A 15,627-nucleotide genomic window follows, 5' to 3' on the forward strand; every position below is an offset into this window, starting at 1 on the left:
TGCACGGTGCGTGGCCACTCGCCGTACCAGACGTTGGTGCCGTACAGCAGCGTGTGCCAGACGCTGAGCACGTAGACGACGATCACGAAGCGGTGCAAAACCCGCCAGGTCCTCGCTCCGATGCGGTGGCGCACGTAGAAGAGCAGCCCCAGCGGCACGGCCAGGTAGAGAGCGGCCTGCCCGATGGGGATGGCGATCTGGCCTGTTCCCGAGTCGTACCAGCCGGGGACGAAGGAGTCAGCGAAGGCTGCCCACAGTCGTTCGGCCCAGCCGAGCTGCGCCTCGTACCGGACCAGTTCCGCGGCGAACATGAGGGCGTGCGCCAGCATCAGCGCCATCGTGGTGAGGCTGGTCGTGCGGTGCCAGCGCTCCAGGGTCTGCGGCGAGACGCGCAGCGCTTCAGGCCTGGTACCGGAGACCAGCAGACCGATCATCACCGTCCCCACGCCCACAACAGGGCGGACCAGCCGAACGCCTGACTGAGCAGGTAGATCCAGTACGTGCGGGCGTCGTCCATGAAGGGCATGACCGCGACTGTCGCGGAGGTACCGGACTCCATCCGGACGTACAGGAAGACGAAGACGGCGGCGGTGACCCCGACCGCGGCGGCGGCGTCCGGCACGGCGAGGCGAAGATCACCGCGAAGGGTGACGCGCCCTCCCACACGGCCCCGGTTCTTACCGGAGCCTCTCTCCGTCTCGTCCTGGGAAGCCGTTTCTGGCGACAAGGCGACGCCTCCAGGGTCGGTCACCGAGCGCTCGGTGAGGTCGTGGGGCCCAGTGTGACGGGACAGGCCAGTCCGGACGCAGTCGTTTTCCGGCCACAGATCAACACTGCTGTCTCACGTGTGTACTTCCGTACCGCTCCTCCCTCCCCACCACTCACATCAGGACCACCGCTGAACCGCCCCCTGTCGCATCGGAGGCACCGCGTCTACGCTGACGCTGCAATCGCTCCGTACCAAGTGACCGCACTGGTACGGCGTAAGAGGGAACCCGGTGGAAATCCGGGGCTGTCCCGCAACGGTGTGCGAGAACCCCCGAACTCCGACGCCACGCACCTGGCCTCCAGCCAGACCGAGGCGCCGTGGCACTTCCCGCAAGCCCGGTCACCTGCCGGCCGCACCCGCCCGAAGTTGTCTGGCGGGTCCGACCACTGCGACCTCGAGGACCGGGTCGACGGTCACGGCGCCTTCGCGGCGAGCGCGCCGCGACCTGTCCTCCTCCTCGCCCGTGTCTGGTGCACGGCGTCGGAAGGAGAGCGAGCCCGTGTCCCTTTTCCGCCACTTCTCCCCGACCGAAGACCCCGCCGTGGCCCGTCGGCCAGAGGGGGGCCGACGGTGCTGAACTCCTTACCGGAGGTCCTTGAGAAACCACGCTCCGCGCTCGCCGACGGTCCTGGGGAGCGTGCCATGGGACCCTGGGCGAGCTGTACCAAGGCCCCCTGCCTTCCGGCGACGACTCCGACATCGCCCTGGTCTCTTTTCCGGTACACGGTCTGACCGCCCGAGTGGGCTTCACCCCGGGCGCCGCCCCGCAGAAGAGGGCCGGGCTCCGCCCGAAGGCGGCCGAGGCCGCTCGCCTGTTCCTGGACCACCACGGCCTGGCGCCGCCGTCGGGGACCTGGAGCCATCAGTCCGAGCTCCGTGTCGGTGTGGGGATGGCAAGTTCGACCGCTGACATCGTGGCCACGCTGCGCTGCCTCCACACCTACCTCGGCATCCCCTACGACCTGGACACGGTGCTACGCGTCCTCTCGTCGATCGAGCGTGCCGACAGCGTCTTCCTCGACGAGTTCGCCCTCCACCTGAGCAACCGGCACCGGATAGTGCGGCGCCTGGGCACCGCACTGCGTTTCCACACCGCGTACATCACTGAGCCGGGCGTGGTGGACACCGAAGCGGTCACGAGGACATTGAGGGTTTTCCCACCTCACGCTGTCGCGTGGTGCAGGACGAGAACGGCCTTCACCACGTCGGTGATCCGGTTCGTGCTGCAGCGGAGCTTCCGTAGCAGTCGCCAGCCCTTCAGGGTGGCCATGGCCTGCTCGCCGAGGCAGCGGATCTTGGCGTGCGTGCTGTTGTGCCGGCGCTGCCACCGCTTGAGGCGACGGCCACGGAAGGGCACCCGGACCGGGCAGCCGGCACCTTGGTATGCCTTGTCCGCCCAGCACTTGAGTTCGGCAGCGGCGAGAGCTTCGATGATCCCGTGAGTGCGGGCCGCAGTCAGGTCGTGGGTGGAGCCGGGCAGCGCGGGCGAAGCCCACAGCAGGCGGCCGAACGGGTCGGTGAGAACCTGGACGTTCATGCCGTGACGTTTGTGTTTGCCGGAGTAGTACCGGGTGTCGGCGGCGATTCGGTCGATCGGCAGCAGGGTGCCGTCGAGGATCACAAAGGCCAGGCGGCTCGCGGTCCGCATGACCTGGGCCAGGCTGGGAGCGAGCGTGGCCAGGACTTCTATCGCCTCGCGGACATAGCGGTAAACCGTTGCGACCCCGATGCCGAACCCGGCGGCAAGCTGGGCGTAGGTGTCACCGCAGCGCAGATGCGCCAGAACCAGAAGGGCCTGGCGGCCCGGCGTGATGCGCCGCCACCGGGTGCCGATCTCACGACGGCGCGCAGCCAGGCGTCCGGCGAGGTGGCGCAGATGGTCACTGGACAGGTCGATCGCCGATGGGTAGACAAGCACGCGAAGCTCCTGGTCGGCACGGGTGATCTTGGTCGTGAACCCGTCTACCAGGAGCTTCACCGCTTCGCATAACCCGCCAACCACCGGCCCACATCGTCAGGTTGGAAAGGGCTCATTGCAGCAGTTCTACCGCCGAAGGCCGGACGCGTACGGACAGGCTCTCACCGGTCTGCTCGACGGCTTCTCCGCTCGCGACCCCGTGGCCGTCGCCCGCGCCTCGACGCAGAGCGCGGCGCTCTCCCAAGAGGTACTGCCCAAAGAGACCTTCGAAACGGTCCTCGCTCACCAGGGACGTTTCGGAGCCGACGGCGTCTTCGTCGCCCACACCGGCTGCCTGGTCGGATACCTCTTCTGCCGCCCCTTCTCCGGCCGCACCCGCTCGGACCTGACGGCGTTCTTCGCGTCGCTGGGCCATCAGTGCTCTTTCGCCCAAGGAGGATTCAGGTGATCCACCCCCATGTCGCCGACGCCCTGAAGGCGCCGGACCTGGTGCGCCTCGACCACGGACTCGTACTGCTCCGATTCGAGTCGATGAAGATCTACTCCGCCCTGGGAGCCGTGCGTCACCTGCTGGACGAGGGTGTGGTCCGGCCCGGACAGACCCTGATGGACAGCTCCAGCGGCATCTACGCCTACGCGCTGGCCCTCGCCTGCCACCGCTACGGGATGCGGTGTCGCATCGTGGCCTCCACCACGGTCGACGCGACGACTTTGGCTCAACTGGAGGTACTCGGCGCGGAGGTGGAGCAGGTACGCCCTTCCAGCGATCTCAAGCTCGACCAGGAACTGCGCGTACGACGGGTGAAGGAGATCCTGGACCGCCACCCCGACCGCCATTGGATGCGCCAGTACCACGACGCCATCCACTACCTCGGATACCAGGAGGTCGCCGACCGCATAGCGGAAGAACTTCCGGGGCGCCCGCTCACCCTCGTCGGCGGCGTCGGCTCGGGCGCGTCGACCGGCGGGCTGGCCGAGCGGCTCCGCACCCAGGACTCGCGAGTCCGGGTGGTGGGCGTCCAACCCTTCGGCAGCGTCACCTTCGGCAGCCAGGACCACCACGACCCGGAAGCCATCATCGCGGGCATCGGCTCCGCCATCCCGTTCGACAACGTCCGGCATCACCTCTACGACACCGTGCACTGGATGAACTTCACCCACGCCATGTCCGGCGCCGTCGCCCTGCTGAAGGAGCACGCGGTCTTCGCCGGGCTGTCCACCGGGGCGAGCTACCTCGCGGCCACACACGAGAGCCGCCATCGGCCCGACCGCGTCCACGTGGTCATCGGCGCGGACACCGGCCACCGGTACGTGGAACGCGTCTACGCCCGGCACGCCGAGGCACTCGACATCGCCTCCCTCAAGCCGGCCGAGGTCGCGACGCCCGCGGCCATGACCATGCCCTGGTCGGTCATGGCCTGGAACCGTTCGCAGGCCAGTGCTGCGCACCGGACGGAGGCGGCATGAGCATCGTCTGCCTGGAACTGCTCACCTTCGGCCTCGGACGCCTGGTCAGCGCGGCCGATCTGCTGGACGAGCGTCTCGTCCTGGTGACGCGGGACCCCTCCTACTACGCCTACGAACTCGACCGACTCCCTCCGGGGGCGCTCGACGTGGTCGAGGCCGACACCTTCGACGTGGACCGGGTGGCCGAGGTCATGAGGGCCGTGCCGGATCTGAGAGGTCTGGTCAGCTCCACGGCCACCTGGATGCTGGTCGGCTCGGAACTCGCCGCACGTTTCCGCCTGCCCGGACTCGACCCCTCGGTACTTCGCCTCACCCGGGACAAGCCCTCCGTCCGCAACCGCCTCCAGAAAGCCGGGCTGTCCCGAGGCCGGGCTCTGGAGGGCTTCCTGGGAGCACCGGACGCCGCCCAGCTCGTCCTCAAGGAGGTCGGCCTGCTGGCGGTCCTCAAGGACACGGCCGGGACCGGCAGCCAGAACGTCTGGCTCGTACGGGACGAGGCCGAGTTGACGACGGCACTGCACGAGGCCACCGGGCGCAGCCTCATGGGGCAGCTCTTCGCCGAACCGTTCTTCACCGGGCCGGTCTACAGCGCCGAGACACTGACGTGGGAAGGACACACTCGGCTGCTCGGCGTCTCCAGTCGAGTCATGTCCGCGGAACCGTACTTCCGGGAGGAGATCACGTCATTCCCGGTGCGCTTCCCGTCGCGGCGCCAGGAGGAACTGGAACGGTGGATAGTGCAGGTCCTCCGGGCCGTGGGGTACACCGACCGGTTCTCGCACACCGAGTTCGCGTTGACCTCGGACGGTCCGGAGGTGATCGAGATCAACCCGAGGATCGGCGGAGCGCTCGTTGGTGAGGGCATGTGCACGGCCCTCGGAACCAACGTCTACGAAGCGGTGCTGGAGACGGCTCTGGGCCGGCGTCCCGGCCTCATCGACGCCGAACTCCCAGGCGGGCCAGCCGTGGCCTTCGTTCTCGGCTATCCGGCCGCTCCAGGAATCCTCACCGGGGTGGCGGGCCTGGACAGGCTACCGACGCTGCCCGGCCGTCCCGCCTGGTACCCGACGAAGCGGATGGGCACCCTCATCGAGCACCTGGACGACAGCAGGGGGTACGCGGGCATCGTCTACGCCGAGGGAGAGACAGCCGAACTCGCCACGCACCACGCGGTCGCGGCGGCGAACGGCGTCCGGGTCGTCACCGAGGCAGCGCCCGGCGCCGTCCGGGGCGCTCCCGAGGTGTCAGGTGCCTGACGAACAGACGCACCGGCCACCAGGCCTGCGACAGACACTCGCCACGCTGAGCGGACCACTGCGCTTCCTCCTCTTCAGCTCCTTCCTCATCCCTCTCGGAAGTTTCATGGTGCTTCCGTTCATGTCCGTCTTCCTGCACGAGCGACTGGACATGGGACTGGGGACGGTCGGGGTGATCCTCGCGGTCGCCTCCCTGGTGCAGTTCTCGGGAGGGGTGGTCGGCGGAGCGATGGCCGAACGCGTCGGGCTGCGCCGCACGATGGTCTGGGCACTGGTGATCCGCACAGCCGGCTTCATCGGTCTGCTCCTCGCCCTGCGGTGGCCGCCCCTCGCGATGGGCGCCCTCCTTCTCACCTGCTGCGGTGCGGCGCTCTACCTTCCGGCCAACAAGGCCTACCTCGTGAACGGGGTGGACGAGGAACGCCGCCCGGCTTTCCTGTCGGCGGGCAACGCCGCGCTCAACGCCGGCATGGCCGTCGGCCCGCTGATCGCCGGTCCTTTCGTCCTCTCCTCCCCCGGCTGGCTCTTCCTCTCCGTCACCGGGCTGTTCGTCATGGTCACGGTCGGCCATGCTCGTCTGCCCACCGAGGCGGCCGGGGAGACCGGCCCCACCGTCCACGGAACAGGCGGACTTCTCACGGGGATCGCAGGCCTGCCCTTCGCCGCCAACGCCCTTGCCTTCTACCTCTACTTCCACTTCCAGCACTACCTGGCCGTGTACGCGGTGGAACGCACCTCCAGCCAGTTCTACAGTCTGGTCCTGCTGCTCTGCTTCGTCCTCGTCATCGTGGTGCAGCCGCCGGCCTCCGGCCTGATCCGACGCATGCCCTACCCCCTCGCTCTGGCGGTCGGCTTCGCCGGGCTCGCCGCCGGGCTTGCGACGCTCGCCATCGGCACCACCTGGGCGCTGCTGGCAGGCGGCGCTCTCATCACGCTCGGCGACATCGTGCTGTTCCTCAAGAACGACCTGGAGGCCCTGCGCCGCAGCCCTCGCTCCGACGCCGTGGTCTTCGGCCAGCAACGACTGGCCGCCGGCCTCGGTGCGTGCGCGAGCGGTGTTCTCGGCGGACAGCTCTACGGCCTGGGGCAAGGCCTCGGTGACACCGGATGGTTCTGGCTCCTCGCCGCGGGGCAATGTCTCCTCCTTCCTCCCCTTCTCCTCCTCCGCCGTCCCCGCGTGCGGCGGCGCCCTCCGTACGACATGAGCAAAGGAGCAATGACGACCGATGACACGAACCGGCGGGTTCCAGGACGATGACTTCTGGACGGAGTTCCACGACTTCCTCTTCTCCGGGCAACGCTACGCACAGGCCGAGGAACTGCTCGACAACTCCCCGTTGCTGCGGTTCCCGGAAGGCGTGCGAGTGCTCGACATGTGCTGCGGCCCCGGCGTCTTCGCCGAACCGCTGGCCCGGCGGGGCTACGACGTGACCGGAGTCGACCTGAGCCCGGCCATGATCGACCGGGCGCGCGCACGAGCCGCGGAGACCGGCGCCGAGGTGACCTACCACCGGGAGGACGCGCGGACATACACGCCGGAGAAGGGCTTCGACGTCGCTCTCAACCTCTTCACCTCCTTCGGGTACTTCGAGGACCCGGCCGACAACGCGCAGGTACTGCGCACCCTTCGGGAGAGCCTCGTGCCCGGCGGCACGCTCGTACTGGACCTCGCCGGGAAGGAACTGCTGGCCCGGAAGGTCACGCCGCCCAAGGTCGTCCGCAGCGGCGAGGACCTCATGGTGCAGACGGACACGGTGCTGGACGACTGGGCCCGGCTGCGAAGCGACTGGGTGCTCGTCCGCGGCGACCAGGTCACGCGGGCGGCCTTGGTGTGGTTCGTCTACAGTGCCGTGGAACTCCGCGAGATGGCGGCGGAGGCGGGCTTCACCTCTATAGAGATCTTCGGCGGGTTCGACGGCCGACCCTATGACGAGAAGGCCGAGCGTCTCATTCTCCGGGCGCGTCGGACGGCCTGAGAGAATCGTGCGGGTACCCCCTCCGGGGTACCCGCACGGTCTCCCCTGGCCGATCTGTCAGCTCAGACCGCCATGGGTACCGGTGCCTCTTCTTCCAGCAGCCTCGCCAGGTTGGCGCGGGCGCGGGAGACCCGGGAGCGCACGGTGCCGACAGGGCAGTCAGCCATCTCGGCGACCTCTGCGTAGGACAGGTCGAGCACCTGCGTCATGACGAACGCCTCGCGGCGCTCCCGGGGAAGGGCTGCGACCAGCTCGCGCAGGGCGACCCCTTCGTCGAAGCCGGGCAGGTCCATCGGCTGAGCGCGTTCCGCCGCCGTTTCCCAGTTGTCGGTGTCCGCCAGCCTCGGCCGGACGGCTGTGCGGCGGAGACTGTCGATCACGGTGCGGCGTGCGATGGCAAGGACCCAGGCACGGGCCGAGCCTCGTCCCTCGAACCGGTGCAGAGCGGTGACCGCGCGGAGAAACGTCTCCTGGGTCAGATCGTCAGCGGCCTGGTAGTCGTCGGCCAGGTGAGCTACATACCGGCGTACGTCGTTCTGGAGCGCGCGGATCAATCGCTCCACGGCCTCGCCGTCGCCGCGCGCCGCGGCAAGGGCCCAGGCGGTGACAACCTCGTCAGGCGTTCTGCGAATCAGGGCAGGGGGCATCGTCGGATGTCCTTCCGGAAAACCGTGGCGAGGGGGGATCAACACACCCTCGCCTTGCGGAGGTGAACCCTGTGCGCGCACAGGGGTGTGCCGGACCGCACGGCAGCGCGATCCGGGACCGTACCGCTGTCAGAGGACAGCGACCTCCGCAGGAGGGCCCCGAGTGACCAGAACATGGACCAGCAACCTGATCCGCGGGCGAGGACAGGTGAACTGGGAAGGACTGCGTGGCGGAACCCACCAGGCGGTCGAGGGGCAAGCCAGTAGCAGAGCGAACGGAATGACCATCCGCTCCGCGGCGGCCCGCACGATACGGAAGACCGCTCGTTCCCCCTGGGCGAGCCAGAGCCCGCACAGAAGTGCCGCCACGAGGTGGGCGGAGAGCATGCCCCAGGAAGCCGTTCCCGTCATGGCGCCCATGTCGTGGGCACCCGCCGCGCCGTGGCCGGCGTGCTGCAACGCGGCGATGGCTGTCGCCCCGCCGTCGAGGCGAGGCAGCGGGGCCCCGTCGACCAGTCCGGCGTCAGCCGCGACGTCATAGACACGAGCGACGGCGTTCACGTCATGGCCGGGACCGCACACCAGGTAGTCGACCCACCGACGGGCGAGCTCGGTCTCCCCCCGTGGTCGCGGAGCGGGTCCGCTGGAGGTCTGGGACAGGGTGAAGGCCGTGTGCAGGACAGCCTGTGTGACCGTGGTGAGGACGACCACGGCCGACTGCCGCCGCTCCCGGGCCGAACACGCCCAGCCGAGCGCCATCGCACACGCGAGCGCCGAGGCCAGCACCCACAAGGGCAAGCTGTCGTCGGACATCAGCACGTGCCCGACGGCCGCGGGCACCACGCACACGACCGCGAACAACGCGGCCCTCAAGGTGCGCAGGCTCCATCCGACCGTCATGGCACCGCATCTTGACATCTATCCGAACTCTGGCGCCGGCCGGGGTAGCTTCATCCACTGCCTGGCGAAGGCTTCAGCTCTGCGAGGCGGTCGGCCTCTACTCCTGACGCCCAGCAAGGCTCTCGACGTCGGGTGCGGTGAGGGCGGGGATGTCATCTGGCTGGACGAGCAGGGGTGGAGCGTCACGGCCGTCGACTTCGCTCAGGCGGGCCTGGAGCGGGCAGCACGCAGCGCTACCGCTGCTGGTGTCAGTCAACGCATCACCTGGGTCCGCGCCGACGCACGTCAATCCCTCGGCTCATCCGACGACTTCGATCTCGTCACTACCCACTACCTGCACCCACCCGAGGGCCAGATCACCGAGGTGGTCGAGCGTCTTGCCGCGAAGGTCAGGCCCGGCGGAGTCCTCCTCGTCGTGGGCCATGCGCCTTTAGCTGAGACAGCGCATCTCAGCCGCGAGCTTCGTGCGGCCATGTGGGGGGGGCCGAGGAAGTGGCCGGCGCACTGCCACCTAACTTCGAGGTCCTTGCCGCCGAGAACCGCCGTCGAACGAGTCAACGTGAGGGCACCTCGGTACAGGTCGACGACGCCACGCTGATCGCCAAACGACACCCGTGGGGGGCTGACTCTCTGAACACCAACCCGCTCCACGCCGGCACAATGAGCCTTTTCCAACCTGCCGTGCGGATTGAGCAGTTGGCCTGACAGCGAGGCGAAGCCCCTGGTAGATGGGTTTTCGACCAAGAGAACCGTCTCCACCAGAGGCTTCACATGCTTGTCTACTCGTCCGGCATCGACGTGTCCAGTTCCACCCTGCGCTTCCTCGCACGGCAACTGCGGGCGCACCATCGTGCGATCGGCTCCCGGTGGCGGCGGCTGGGCGCGGGCCGGCAGGCCCTTCTCGCGCTCGCTCACCTGCGGGTGGGACACACCTACGCCCAGCTGGCCGCCGGCTTCGGCGTCGGGACCACGACCGCCTACCGCTACGTCACCGAGGCCGTGGACCTCCTGGCCGACCTCGCGCCCACCCTGGCCGACGCCGTCCGCACCGCTTCGACGAAGGCGTTCGTCCTGCTCGACGGCACACTTCTGCCGATCGACCGCATCGCGGCCGACCGCCCCTTCTACTCGGGCAAACACAAGAAGCACGGGATGAACGTGCAGGTCCTCGCCGATCCCTTCGGCCGACTGCTGTGGGCCTCAGCGGCCCTGCCAGGGGCCGTCCACGACATCCGCGCGGCCCGCGAACACGGCATCGTCGACGCCCTCGCCCAAGCCGACGTCACCTGCTGGGCGGACAAGGGCTACCGCGGCGCCGGCGGCACCGTCCGCACCCCGTACTGGGGGCGCTGGAACAGCCTTTCCACCGGCCAGCAGGCGGTCAACCGGTCCCACGCGAAGATCCGTGCCCTCGTCGAGCACGCCATGGCCACCCTCAAGTCCTGGCGGCTCCTGCGGAAGCTCCGATGCTCCACCACCCGGATCACCGCCCTCATCCAAGCCGTCCTGACCCTGCATCTGGCCAGCTCAGGCCGATGATGGAAAAGGCTCAATGCCTGGCGAGCGCGCGCTGAACGGGGACCTTGCTGAAGTGGCAAGATTTCTGGGCTTAGTACTCCAGTCAGATTTCGTGTCCTGAGCTGGCTCTTTTCAGGTAGTGGCATCGTTGGGCGATGGCTTGGTGGCGTCTGCGCCAGTGGGACCATCTCAGGGCATGCTGACGCGGTTCGAGTTCGATTCTGGGATGGGGTAGGAGAGCGTCCAGGAGCCGTCGGATTTCCGCCACAGTGAGGGAGACGAGGCTGGTCGGTTCGTTTCTGCGGTTTCCCGGTGGGTGGCTTGGGCGGCCAGGGCGGTAAGGAAGGCATGGGCGAGCATGGCCAGGGTGATGTGCCGGTACCAGCCCGGATAGCGACGGACCTCGTACTCGTCCAGGCCGCACTCGTTCTTTGCGGCCTGGAAGCATTCCTCGACCGCCCACCGGCTGCCGGCGATCCGGGCGAGTTCGTCGATCTCGATGCCGACGGGTGCGTGGGCGAGGTAGTAGGCGGTCTCGGTGGGATCGGACAGGCTGCGGCGGGCCAGCACCCAGCGATGATGGGTTGGCGGATCCGGGTCGAAAAAGATGTTGGCGGGCAGTTTCGCCGCAGCCCAGTCATAGACACGTGGGCCCTTCGCTCCGTCGCCGCAGGACAGCCGTTGCCAGGCATCGGCGGGGGCTTCGTCGATGAGCTGGTCGATGCGCCAGCAGCCGGCCAGGGCCTTGATCTGCTGGGACTTGGGCACCGCAACGACGTAGCCGATGTCAAGTTGCTCAAGCAGGCGCCGGAAGTTCCAGTCCTGCCCGTAAGCCTCGTCCGCGGTCACCCAGGCGGCCGGCAGGCCCGCGGCCAGGCAGCGGCGCACAATGTTCCGGGCCAGCTCCCCCTTGGTGGCAAAGCCGCGTTCATCAGGGATTTTCGCCGCCCGGCACCGCTCACGGTCGGAGGTCCAGGATTTCGGCAGGTAGAGCTCCCGGTCCACCAGGGCCCTGCCCGAGCTGGTGGCGTAGGCGGCGAACACGCCGATCTGGCAGTTGTCGATCTTCCCCGAGGTGCCGGTGTACTGCCGGCCCACCCCGGCCGAAGTGGTGCCCTTCTTGACGAACCCGGTGTCATCGATGATCAGTACCCCGCCCGGACCGAGCCGCTCAGCGGCGTAGTCCCGCACGTCGTCGCGAACGGCATCGGCATCCCAGCGGGCACCGTTCAGCAGGTGTTGCAGGCCCGCCGGAACACGGTGGCCAGCCCATTCCGCCAGCTGCCAGCCGTTCTTCCGCCCGACCGGCGCCAGCAGACCCCGCACGTAGTCACGCATCCGCCACCGCAGATCCGCCCGCCTAAACCGGCCTGCCACCCGAGCGAAAGCCGACTCCAACTCGGCCTCCCAGCACTCAACTTCAGGTATCACGTCCATACCCGGACAACGACAACCAGCAGCTCAGGACACGAAATCTGACTGGAGTATCAGACCGTGTCCTATGTGGTGAGTCGAGCGAGGCGTTTGTAGCAGCAGAGGGCGGCGGCGAGGCCGAGGAAGGCCAGGTAGTTGCGGGGATGGCGTTCGTAGCGGTGGTTCAGTCTGCGATAGCCGGTCAGCCAGGACATGGTCCGCTCGATGACCCATCTGCGGCGTCCCAAGCGTTCGCTGGACTCGACTCCCTTGCGGGCGATGCGTACGCCGATGTGCTTGCCCCATAACCATTTCCGCAGGTGGGGGACGTCGTAGGCTTTGTCCGCATGCAGGCGCTGAGGCTTGAAGTACCGGCCGCGGTGGGGGTCGTGTCTCGTTTGGTGACCCTCGACCATCGGCTTCAGCGCGAGGCTGTCGTGGGTGTTGGCCGCGGAGAGGCCGACGAGGAGGGGCAGTCCGTTCGCGTCCGACAGGACGTGCATCTTGGAGCCCGGCTTGCCCCGGTCCACGGGGCTCGGACCTGTGAGTTCGCCCCCTTTTTAGCCCTCAGGCGGGCGGAGTCGAGCACGGCCCGGGACAGGTCGAGCAGGCCGGCGTCGTTCAGCCGGTGCAGGATCTCCTCGTGCAGTCGGCCCCACACGCCGGCTCTTGACCAGATCAGGAACCTTCGGTGGGCCGTCGACTTCGATATCCCGAAGCACGGCGGCAAGGCCCGCCAGGCGCACCCGCTGACCAGGACGTAGATGATCGCGGCGAACAGAGTCTCATCGGGCGTGTCCTGAGTCCCGCCGCCCTGCGGCCGCACCTTTGACGGTGGGATCAGCGGCTCCGCGATCTCCCACAGCCCGTCCGGAACAATCCAACTCCACGTACCCCGCCCCATGACGAGTCCAACGAGCCGACCCCACATAGGACACGGTCTTAGTGAGGCTGGCGGCGTCGAAGACGGTCTCCGGCCGCATCCGTACGTCCGGCCGTTCGGGATCGAGGACGCCAGTGGCACCGGACGCGCGGGTGCCGGCGGAGGTGCCGACCGCCCATACGGCGCCCGGGTAGACCTTGTTGCGGACGCCTTCGTCCTACAGGGCTTCGATGCGGTCGATTGCGTACGTCATGGTCTCCCTGTTCGCCGTGGGCATCCCGCCGGTCAGCGTAGTGAGGCGGGCGGGCCGGGCCGTGCATGGCGCGTTGGGAGATCGTGATCACGCCATCCGATGCGACTCTGCCCGTTGCACAAGGCCGTGGCCCTATCGTGCGGGTACACGGATGAAGACGATCTGCCGCAGGCTCGCCGAGCTGAAGACAAAACCTGAGGCGAGACCGGGGCGAGCAGATGAGAAGGGGGAATGGGTGTCCGTCCCGCCGTCGCTTGGGCCCGTTACACGCCTGCGTGAACACAACGAACGGGTCTTGCATCTGCGTCAGCACATCCGGGAGGTGAACCTCCGGCAGCGACTGATGTACGGCTTCGGTGCTGGTGTCGTGCTCTGCGTACTCGGCGTCGCCGTCCCTACAGCGCTGACGTGGCGGCGCTTCGACATGGCCCCCTTCAACACGGTGCTCGTTCTTCTGGGTGTCGTATTTGTCGTTGGGTTCGTTGGGTCCTCATGGATAGAAACAGTCAGACACGAAGGCCCACGGCCTGGGACCTCTGGGGATCGGCTGACTCGTGAGGAGCTGGAGCTGGAGCTCGAAATCGCAGTCGAGAACCGGCTCATCGACGCGACCCCGCTAGACATCCCCATCCGCAACAGGCAGTTCGCTTACCGCGAGTCCATACCCGAGGAACTGGATCAACTCCGCAAGGAGAGTCACCGCTACCGTCGGCGGCACAACTTCTTCCAGCTCCTGATCATTATCGGTTCGATCGCTAACGCTGGGGCGCAGTCCTTCAGTGACACTACCCAGCCACTCAAGTCGATCATCATCGGCCTGACCGTACTGGTCGCCATCTGTGCAGGCATCACCGGGTACTACAAGTTCCGCGAACGCAGCTTCAACCTCCAGCAAACGGCAGACTCGATGGAAGAGCACGCTAATGCCTTCCACCTCGGTCTGCCGCCTTACGACAGCGCCGACCCCGCGGCCAATCTCGCTCTCCTCACTGCCAGGGTCGAAACCCTCCGGGTGGAGCAAAGACGCCGCGAACAACAACTTGATCAACCGCCGGAAGCCCGTGACCAGTCCGGCTGATCGCCAGCCTCAGCAGAGCCGTGTCGGCCGGGGCCTCGCAGTAGACCTGCTTGTCGGTGTTGCCGCTCGGAACCACTGCAGGTGAGAGCTATCTGGGCGGCAGCTGCCCAGAGCCGGCTGCGGAGGCGACCTGCCGACCGCCCATGTTTGTGCGTCTGCCGGGTTGAGGGTGAGAGGCATTCTCAGGTGAGTTGGCGGCCGAGGTCGTCGAGGGCCCTCGCGGTGGCGGAGAGGGGGTAGCGGGCGGCGTTCGTGTACCCGGACTGGCGGAGGGCGGGCAGCAGTCCGGGGGCGGTCCTCCGCCGTTCGATCTCGCGGGCGAGGGCGGCAGTGTGGGTGAAGTCGGTGGCGAGGGCGGAGGCGGCCAGGGCTTCGCTGAGTCCGGGGACGGGCTGGTAGAGGACGGGCAGTCCGCAGGCTTGGGCTTCCAGGGTGACCAGGCCCATCGCTTCCAGGGTGGTGGAGGGCATGACGAGCAGGTCGTGCTCGGTGAACGTCTTCCACAGCTGGGGGCGCCGCAGCCAGCCGAGGTATCGGGCCCTCACGCCGGATCGTTGCAGCAGCGGGGCTAGGGCATGGAACTGGGCCCAAGCGGCCGAGCCAGACCCCGCTGGTCTTCACCCGCGACGAGATCGCCGCGATGATCGCCGGGGTGAAGAAGGGCAACTTCGACCACCTGGCATAACCCGCACCCCGCGGTCCCAAAAGGCCCTAACCGATAAGAAGGCGACGGCCGGCCCCAGGCATAGTGGGATCGGCCGCCATCGCAATCTTCCCCCACCAACCCCGCCGAACCGACAGCGCCCGACCGGCGTCACGCGGAGGGCTGCGGGGCATTTACCCCCGTTCGCGGGGCTCGGTCCCGTGAGGCAGAGCTGTCTCCGTTGAGGTGAGCGCGTGCAGCATCGATGAAGGCATCGATCGCCTGGAGCAGGCGGTACTGGGCCGGAACCTCGGGCGTGCGCCCTTCCCTCAGGGCTTCGAGTACTCCTCCAGGGCCATCGGAGGTGCGTGCCTCACTCCGCACTTGATCAGCGCGATTAGCGATCATTCCCGCGAGTTCGGCGACGTGCTCGGGCCCTTCGAGAAGGACGACGGAAGCGGCAGCCCGTATAGGGTCAGTCGAGACCGCGGCACGGACGCGGGCCGACCGACGACGGACCTCCGCCTCCTGACCGTCGTCGTAGAAGGCTCCGATCCCCATCTGAGCGCGCGCTTCCCGGAGGCACGCGCCCCACTCGATCTGTGCCATGTACGTGTTCGCCGCACCCACCAACGCGGCATACGACTCTCGTTGATGCTGCCGCCGCACCGCAGCTACCGGCCCTTCGAGAGCACCCCGGCCCTGTGCCCGGCCGGCCGCGTAGGCGGCCGCAGAGGCGAGAAGGGCTACCGGGGCGGATATCAGAGCCGCTACCACCGCAGAGTCCATGCTGATGATCCTTCCGTGAAGCGAGTCCACAGGGCTATGCATCCGGACATCGACAGGCCGACCCGCGACGAAGGTGATCGCGATGAAGTTCCGGCGCATGCACCTGGCTTGACCTGC

The 15,627-nt window shown here is 67.9% G+C and carries 13 protein-coding genes, 3 pseudogenes and 1 riboswitch; of the genes and pseudogenes, 9 read left to right on the top strand and 7 right to left on the bottom strand.

Going from position 1 to position 15,627, the window contains the following annotated elements; genetic code table 11:
- Positions 1-727, bottom strand: a pseudogene (locus Sdia_RS17865) (ferric reductase-like transmembrane domain-containing protein); the annotation flags it as partial.
- Between the two features lie 237 nt (positions 728-964).
- Positions 965-1,116: riboswitch (cobalamin riboswitch) on the top strand.
- A 393-nt stretch (positions 1,117-1,509) separates the two neighbouring features.
- Here Sdia_RS17865 and Sdia_RS30245 point away from each other — a divergent pair.
- Positions 1,510-1,758, top strand: a pseudogene (locus Sdia_RS30245) (GHMP family kinase ATP-binding protein); the annotation flags it as partial.
- A gap of 173 nt (positions 1,759-1,931) precedes the next feature.
- On the opposite strand, the gene Sdia_RS17875 reads toward Sdia_RS30245, so the two are convergent.
- Positions 1,932-2,687: a transposase family protein gene (locus Sdia_RS17875; protein ID WP_189500650.1), complete on the bottom strand. Its 756-nt coding sequence runs from the start codon at positions 2,685-2,687 to the stop codon at positions 1,932-1,934.
- A 115-nt stretch (positions 2,688-2,802) separates the two neighbouring features.
- Between Sdia_RS17875 and Sdia_RS17880 the strand changes: the two genes are divergently transcribed.
- Genes Sdia_RS17880 through Sdia_RS17900 form a run of 5 tightly spaced genes read left to right on the top strand, consistent with a single transcriptional unit; the run spans position 2,803 to position 7,386 of the window.
- A complete protein-coding gene (locus Sdia_RS17880; RefSeq protein ID WP_189500639.1) occupies positions 2,803-3,135 on the top strand; it encodes a hypothetical protein in 333 nt (110 codons plus the stop codon).
- Positions 3,132-4,154 carry a cysteine synthase family protein gene (locus Sdia_RS17885; protein WP_189500640.1) on the top strand — a complete coding sequence of 341 codons (1,023 nt, stop codon included), beginning with the start codon at positions 3,132-3,134 and terminating at the stop codon, positions 4,152-4,154. Before Sdia_RS17880 ends, Sdia_RS17885 begins: the two co-directional genes overlap by 4 nt.
- Entirely contained in the window at positions 4,151-5,410 is a 1,260-nt protein-coding gene (locus Sdia_RS17890) for an ATP-grasp domain-containing protein (protein WP_189500641.1), read from the top strand. Before Sdia_RS17885 ends, Sdia_RS17890 begins: the two co-directional genes overlap by 4 nt.
- On the top strand, positions 5,403-6,668 hold the full coding sequence (locus Sdia_RS17895) for an MFS transporter (protein WP_189500642.1): 1,266 nt from the start codon (positions 5,403-5,405) through the stop codon (positions 6,666-6,668). Before Sdia_RS17890 ends, Sdia_RS17895 begins: the two co-directional genes overlap by 8 nt.
- Positions 6,637-7,386, top strand: a complete 750-nt coding sequence (locus Sdia_RS17900; protein WP_189500643.1) for a class I SAM-dependent methyltransferase — start codon at positions 6,637-6,639, stop codon at positions 7,384-7,386. The genes Sdia_RS17895 and Sdia_RS17900 overlap by 32 nt, the downstream gene beginning before the upstream one ends.
- A 62-nt stretch (positions 7,387-7,448) precedes the next feature.
- Here Sdia_RS17900 and Sdia_RS17905 read toward each other — a convergent pair whose 3' ends face one another.
- Together Sdia_RS17905 and Sdia_RS17910 are read right to left on the bottom strand one after the other, a co-directional pair.
- Positions 7,449-8,033: a sigma-70 family RNA polymerase sigma factor gene (locus Sdia_RS17905; protein ID WP_189500644.1), complete on the bottom strand. Its 585-nt coding sequence runs from the start codon at positions 8,031-8,033 to the stop codon at positions 7,449-7,451.
- A gap of 129 nt (positions 8,034-8,162) precedes the next feature.
- On the bottom strand, positions 8,163-8,933 hold the full coding sequence (locus Sdia_RS17910; protein WP_189500645.1) for a hypothetical protein: 771 nt from the start codon (positions 8,931-8,933) through the stop codon (positions 8,163-8,165).
- Between Sdia_RS17910 and Sdia_RS30775 the strand changes: the two genes are divergently transcribed.
- Positions 8,932-9,531, top strand: a complete 600-nt coding sequence (locus Sdia_RS30775; protein ID WP_189500646.1) for a class I SAM-dependent methyltransferase — start codon at positions 8,932-8,934, stop codon at positions 9,529-9,531. The genes Sdia_RS17910 and Sdia_RS30775 overlap by 2 nt on opposite strands.
- Positions 9,532-9,704: 173 nt before the next feature.
- Positions 9,705-10,472 (top strand): IS5 family transposase, encoded by a 768-nt coding sequence (locus Sdia_RS17920; protein WP_191835353.1) that lies wholly within the window; start codon positions 9,705-9,707, stop codon positions 10,470-10,472.
- 168 nt (positions 10,473-10,640) lie between these two features.
- Here Sdia_RS17920 and Sdia_RS17925 read toward each other — a convergent pair whose 3' ends face one another.
- On the bottom strand, positions 10,641-11,888 hold the full coding sequence (locus Sdia_RS17925; RefSeq protein WP_371874268.1) for an IS701 family transposase: 1,248 nt from the start codon (positions 11,886-11,888) through the stop codon (positions 10,641-10,643).
- Positions 11,889-11,950: 62 nt separating this feature from the next.
- Positions 11,951-12,768 (bottom strand): IS5 family transposase gene (locus Sdia_RS17930; RefSeq protein ID WP_191835361.1). Its coding sequence is split into 2 segments (ribosomal slippage): positions 11,951-12,426 and positions 12,426-12,768, totalling 819 coding nucleotides; the frame shifts between segments, so codons are not numbered across the junction.
- 383 nt (positions 12,769-13,151) lie between these two features.
- Here Sdia_RS17930 and Sdia_RS17935 point away from each other — a divergent pair.
- Positions 13,152-14,078, top strand: coding sequence for a DUF4231 domain-containing protein (locus Sdia_RS17935; RefSeq protein WP_189501242.1), 927 nt, complete (start codon positions 13,152-13,154; stop codon positions 14,076-14,078).
- 182 nt (positions 14,079-14,260) lie between these two features.
- Here the strand turns inward: Sdia_RS17935 and Sdia_RS17940 are convergent.
- Positions 14,261-14,677: pseudogene (locus Sdia_RS17940) on the bottom strand (glycosyltransferase); the annotation flags it as partial.
- Between the last annotated feature and the right edge of the window lie 950 nt (positions 14,678-15,627).

This window comes from Streptomyces diastaticus subsp. diastaticus (assembly GCF_011170125.1).
GTDB classification, from domain to species: domain Bacteria; phylum Actinomycetota; class Actinomycetes; order Streptomycetales; family Streptomycetaceae; genus Streptomyces; species Streptomyces diastaticus.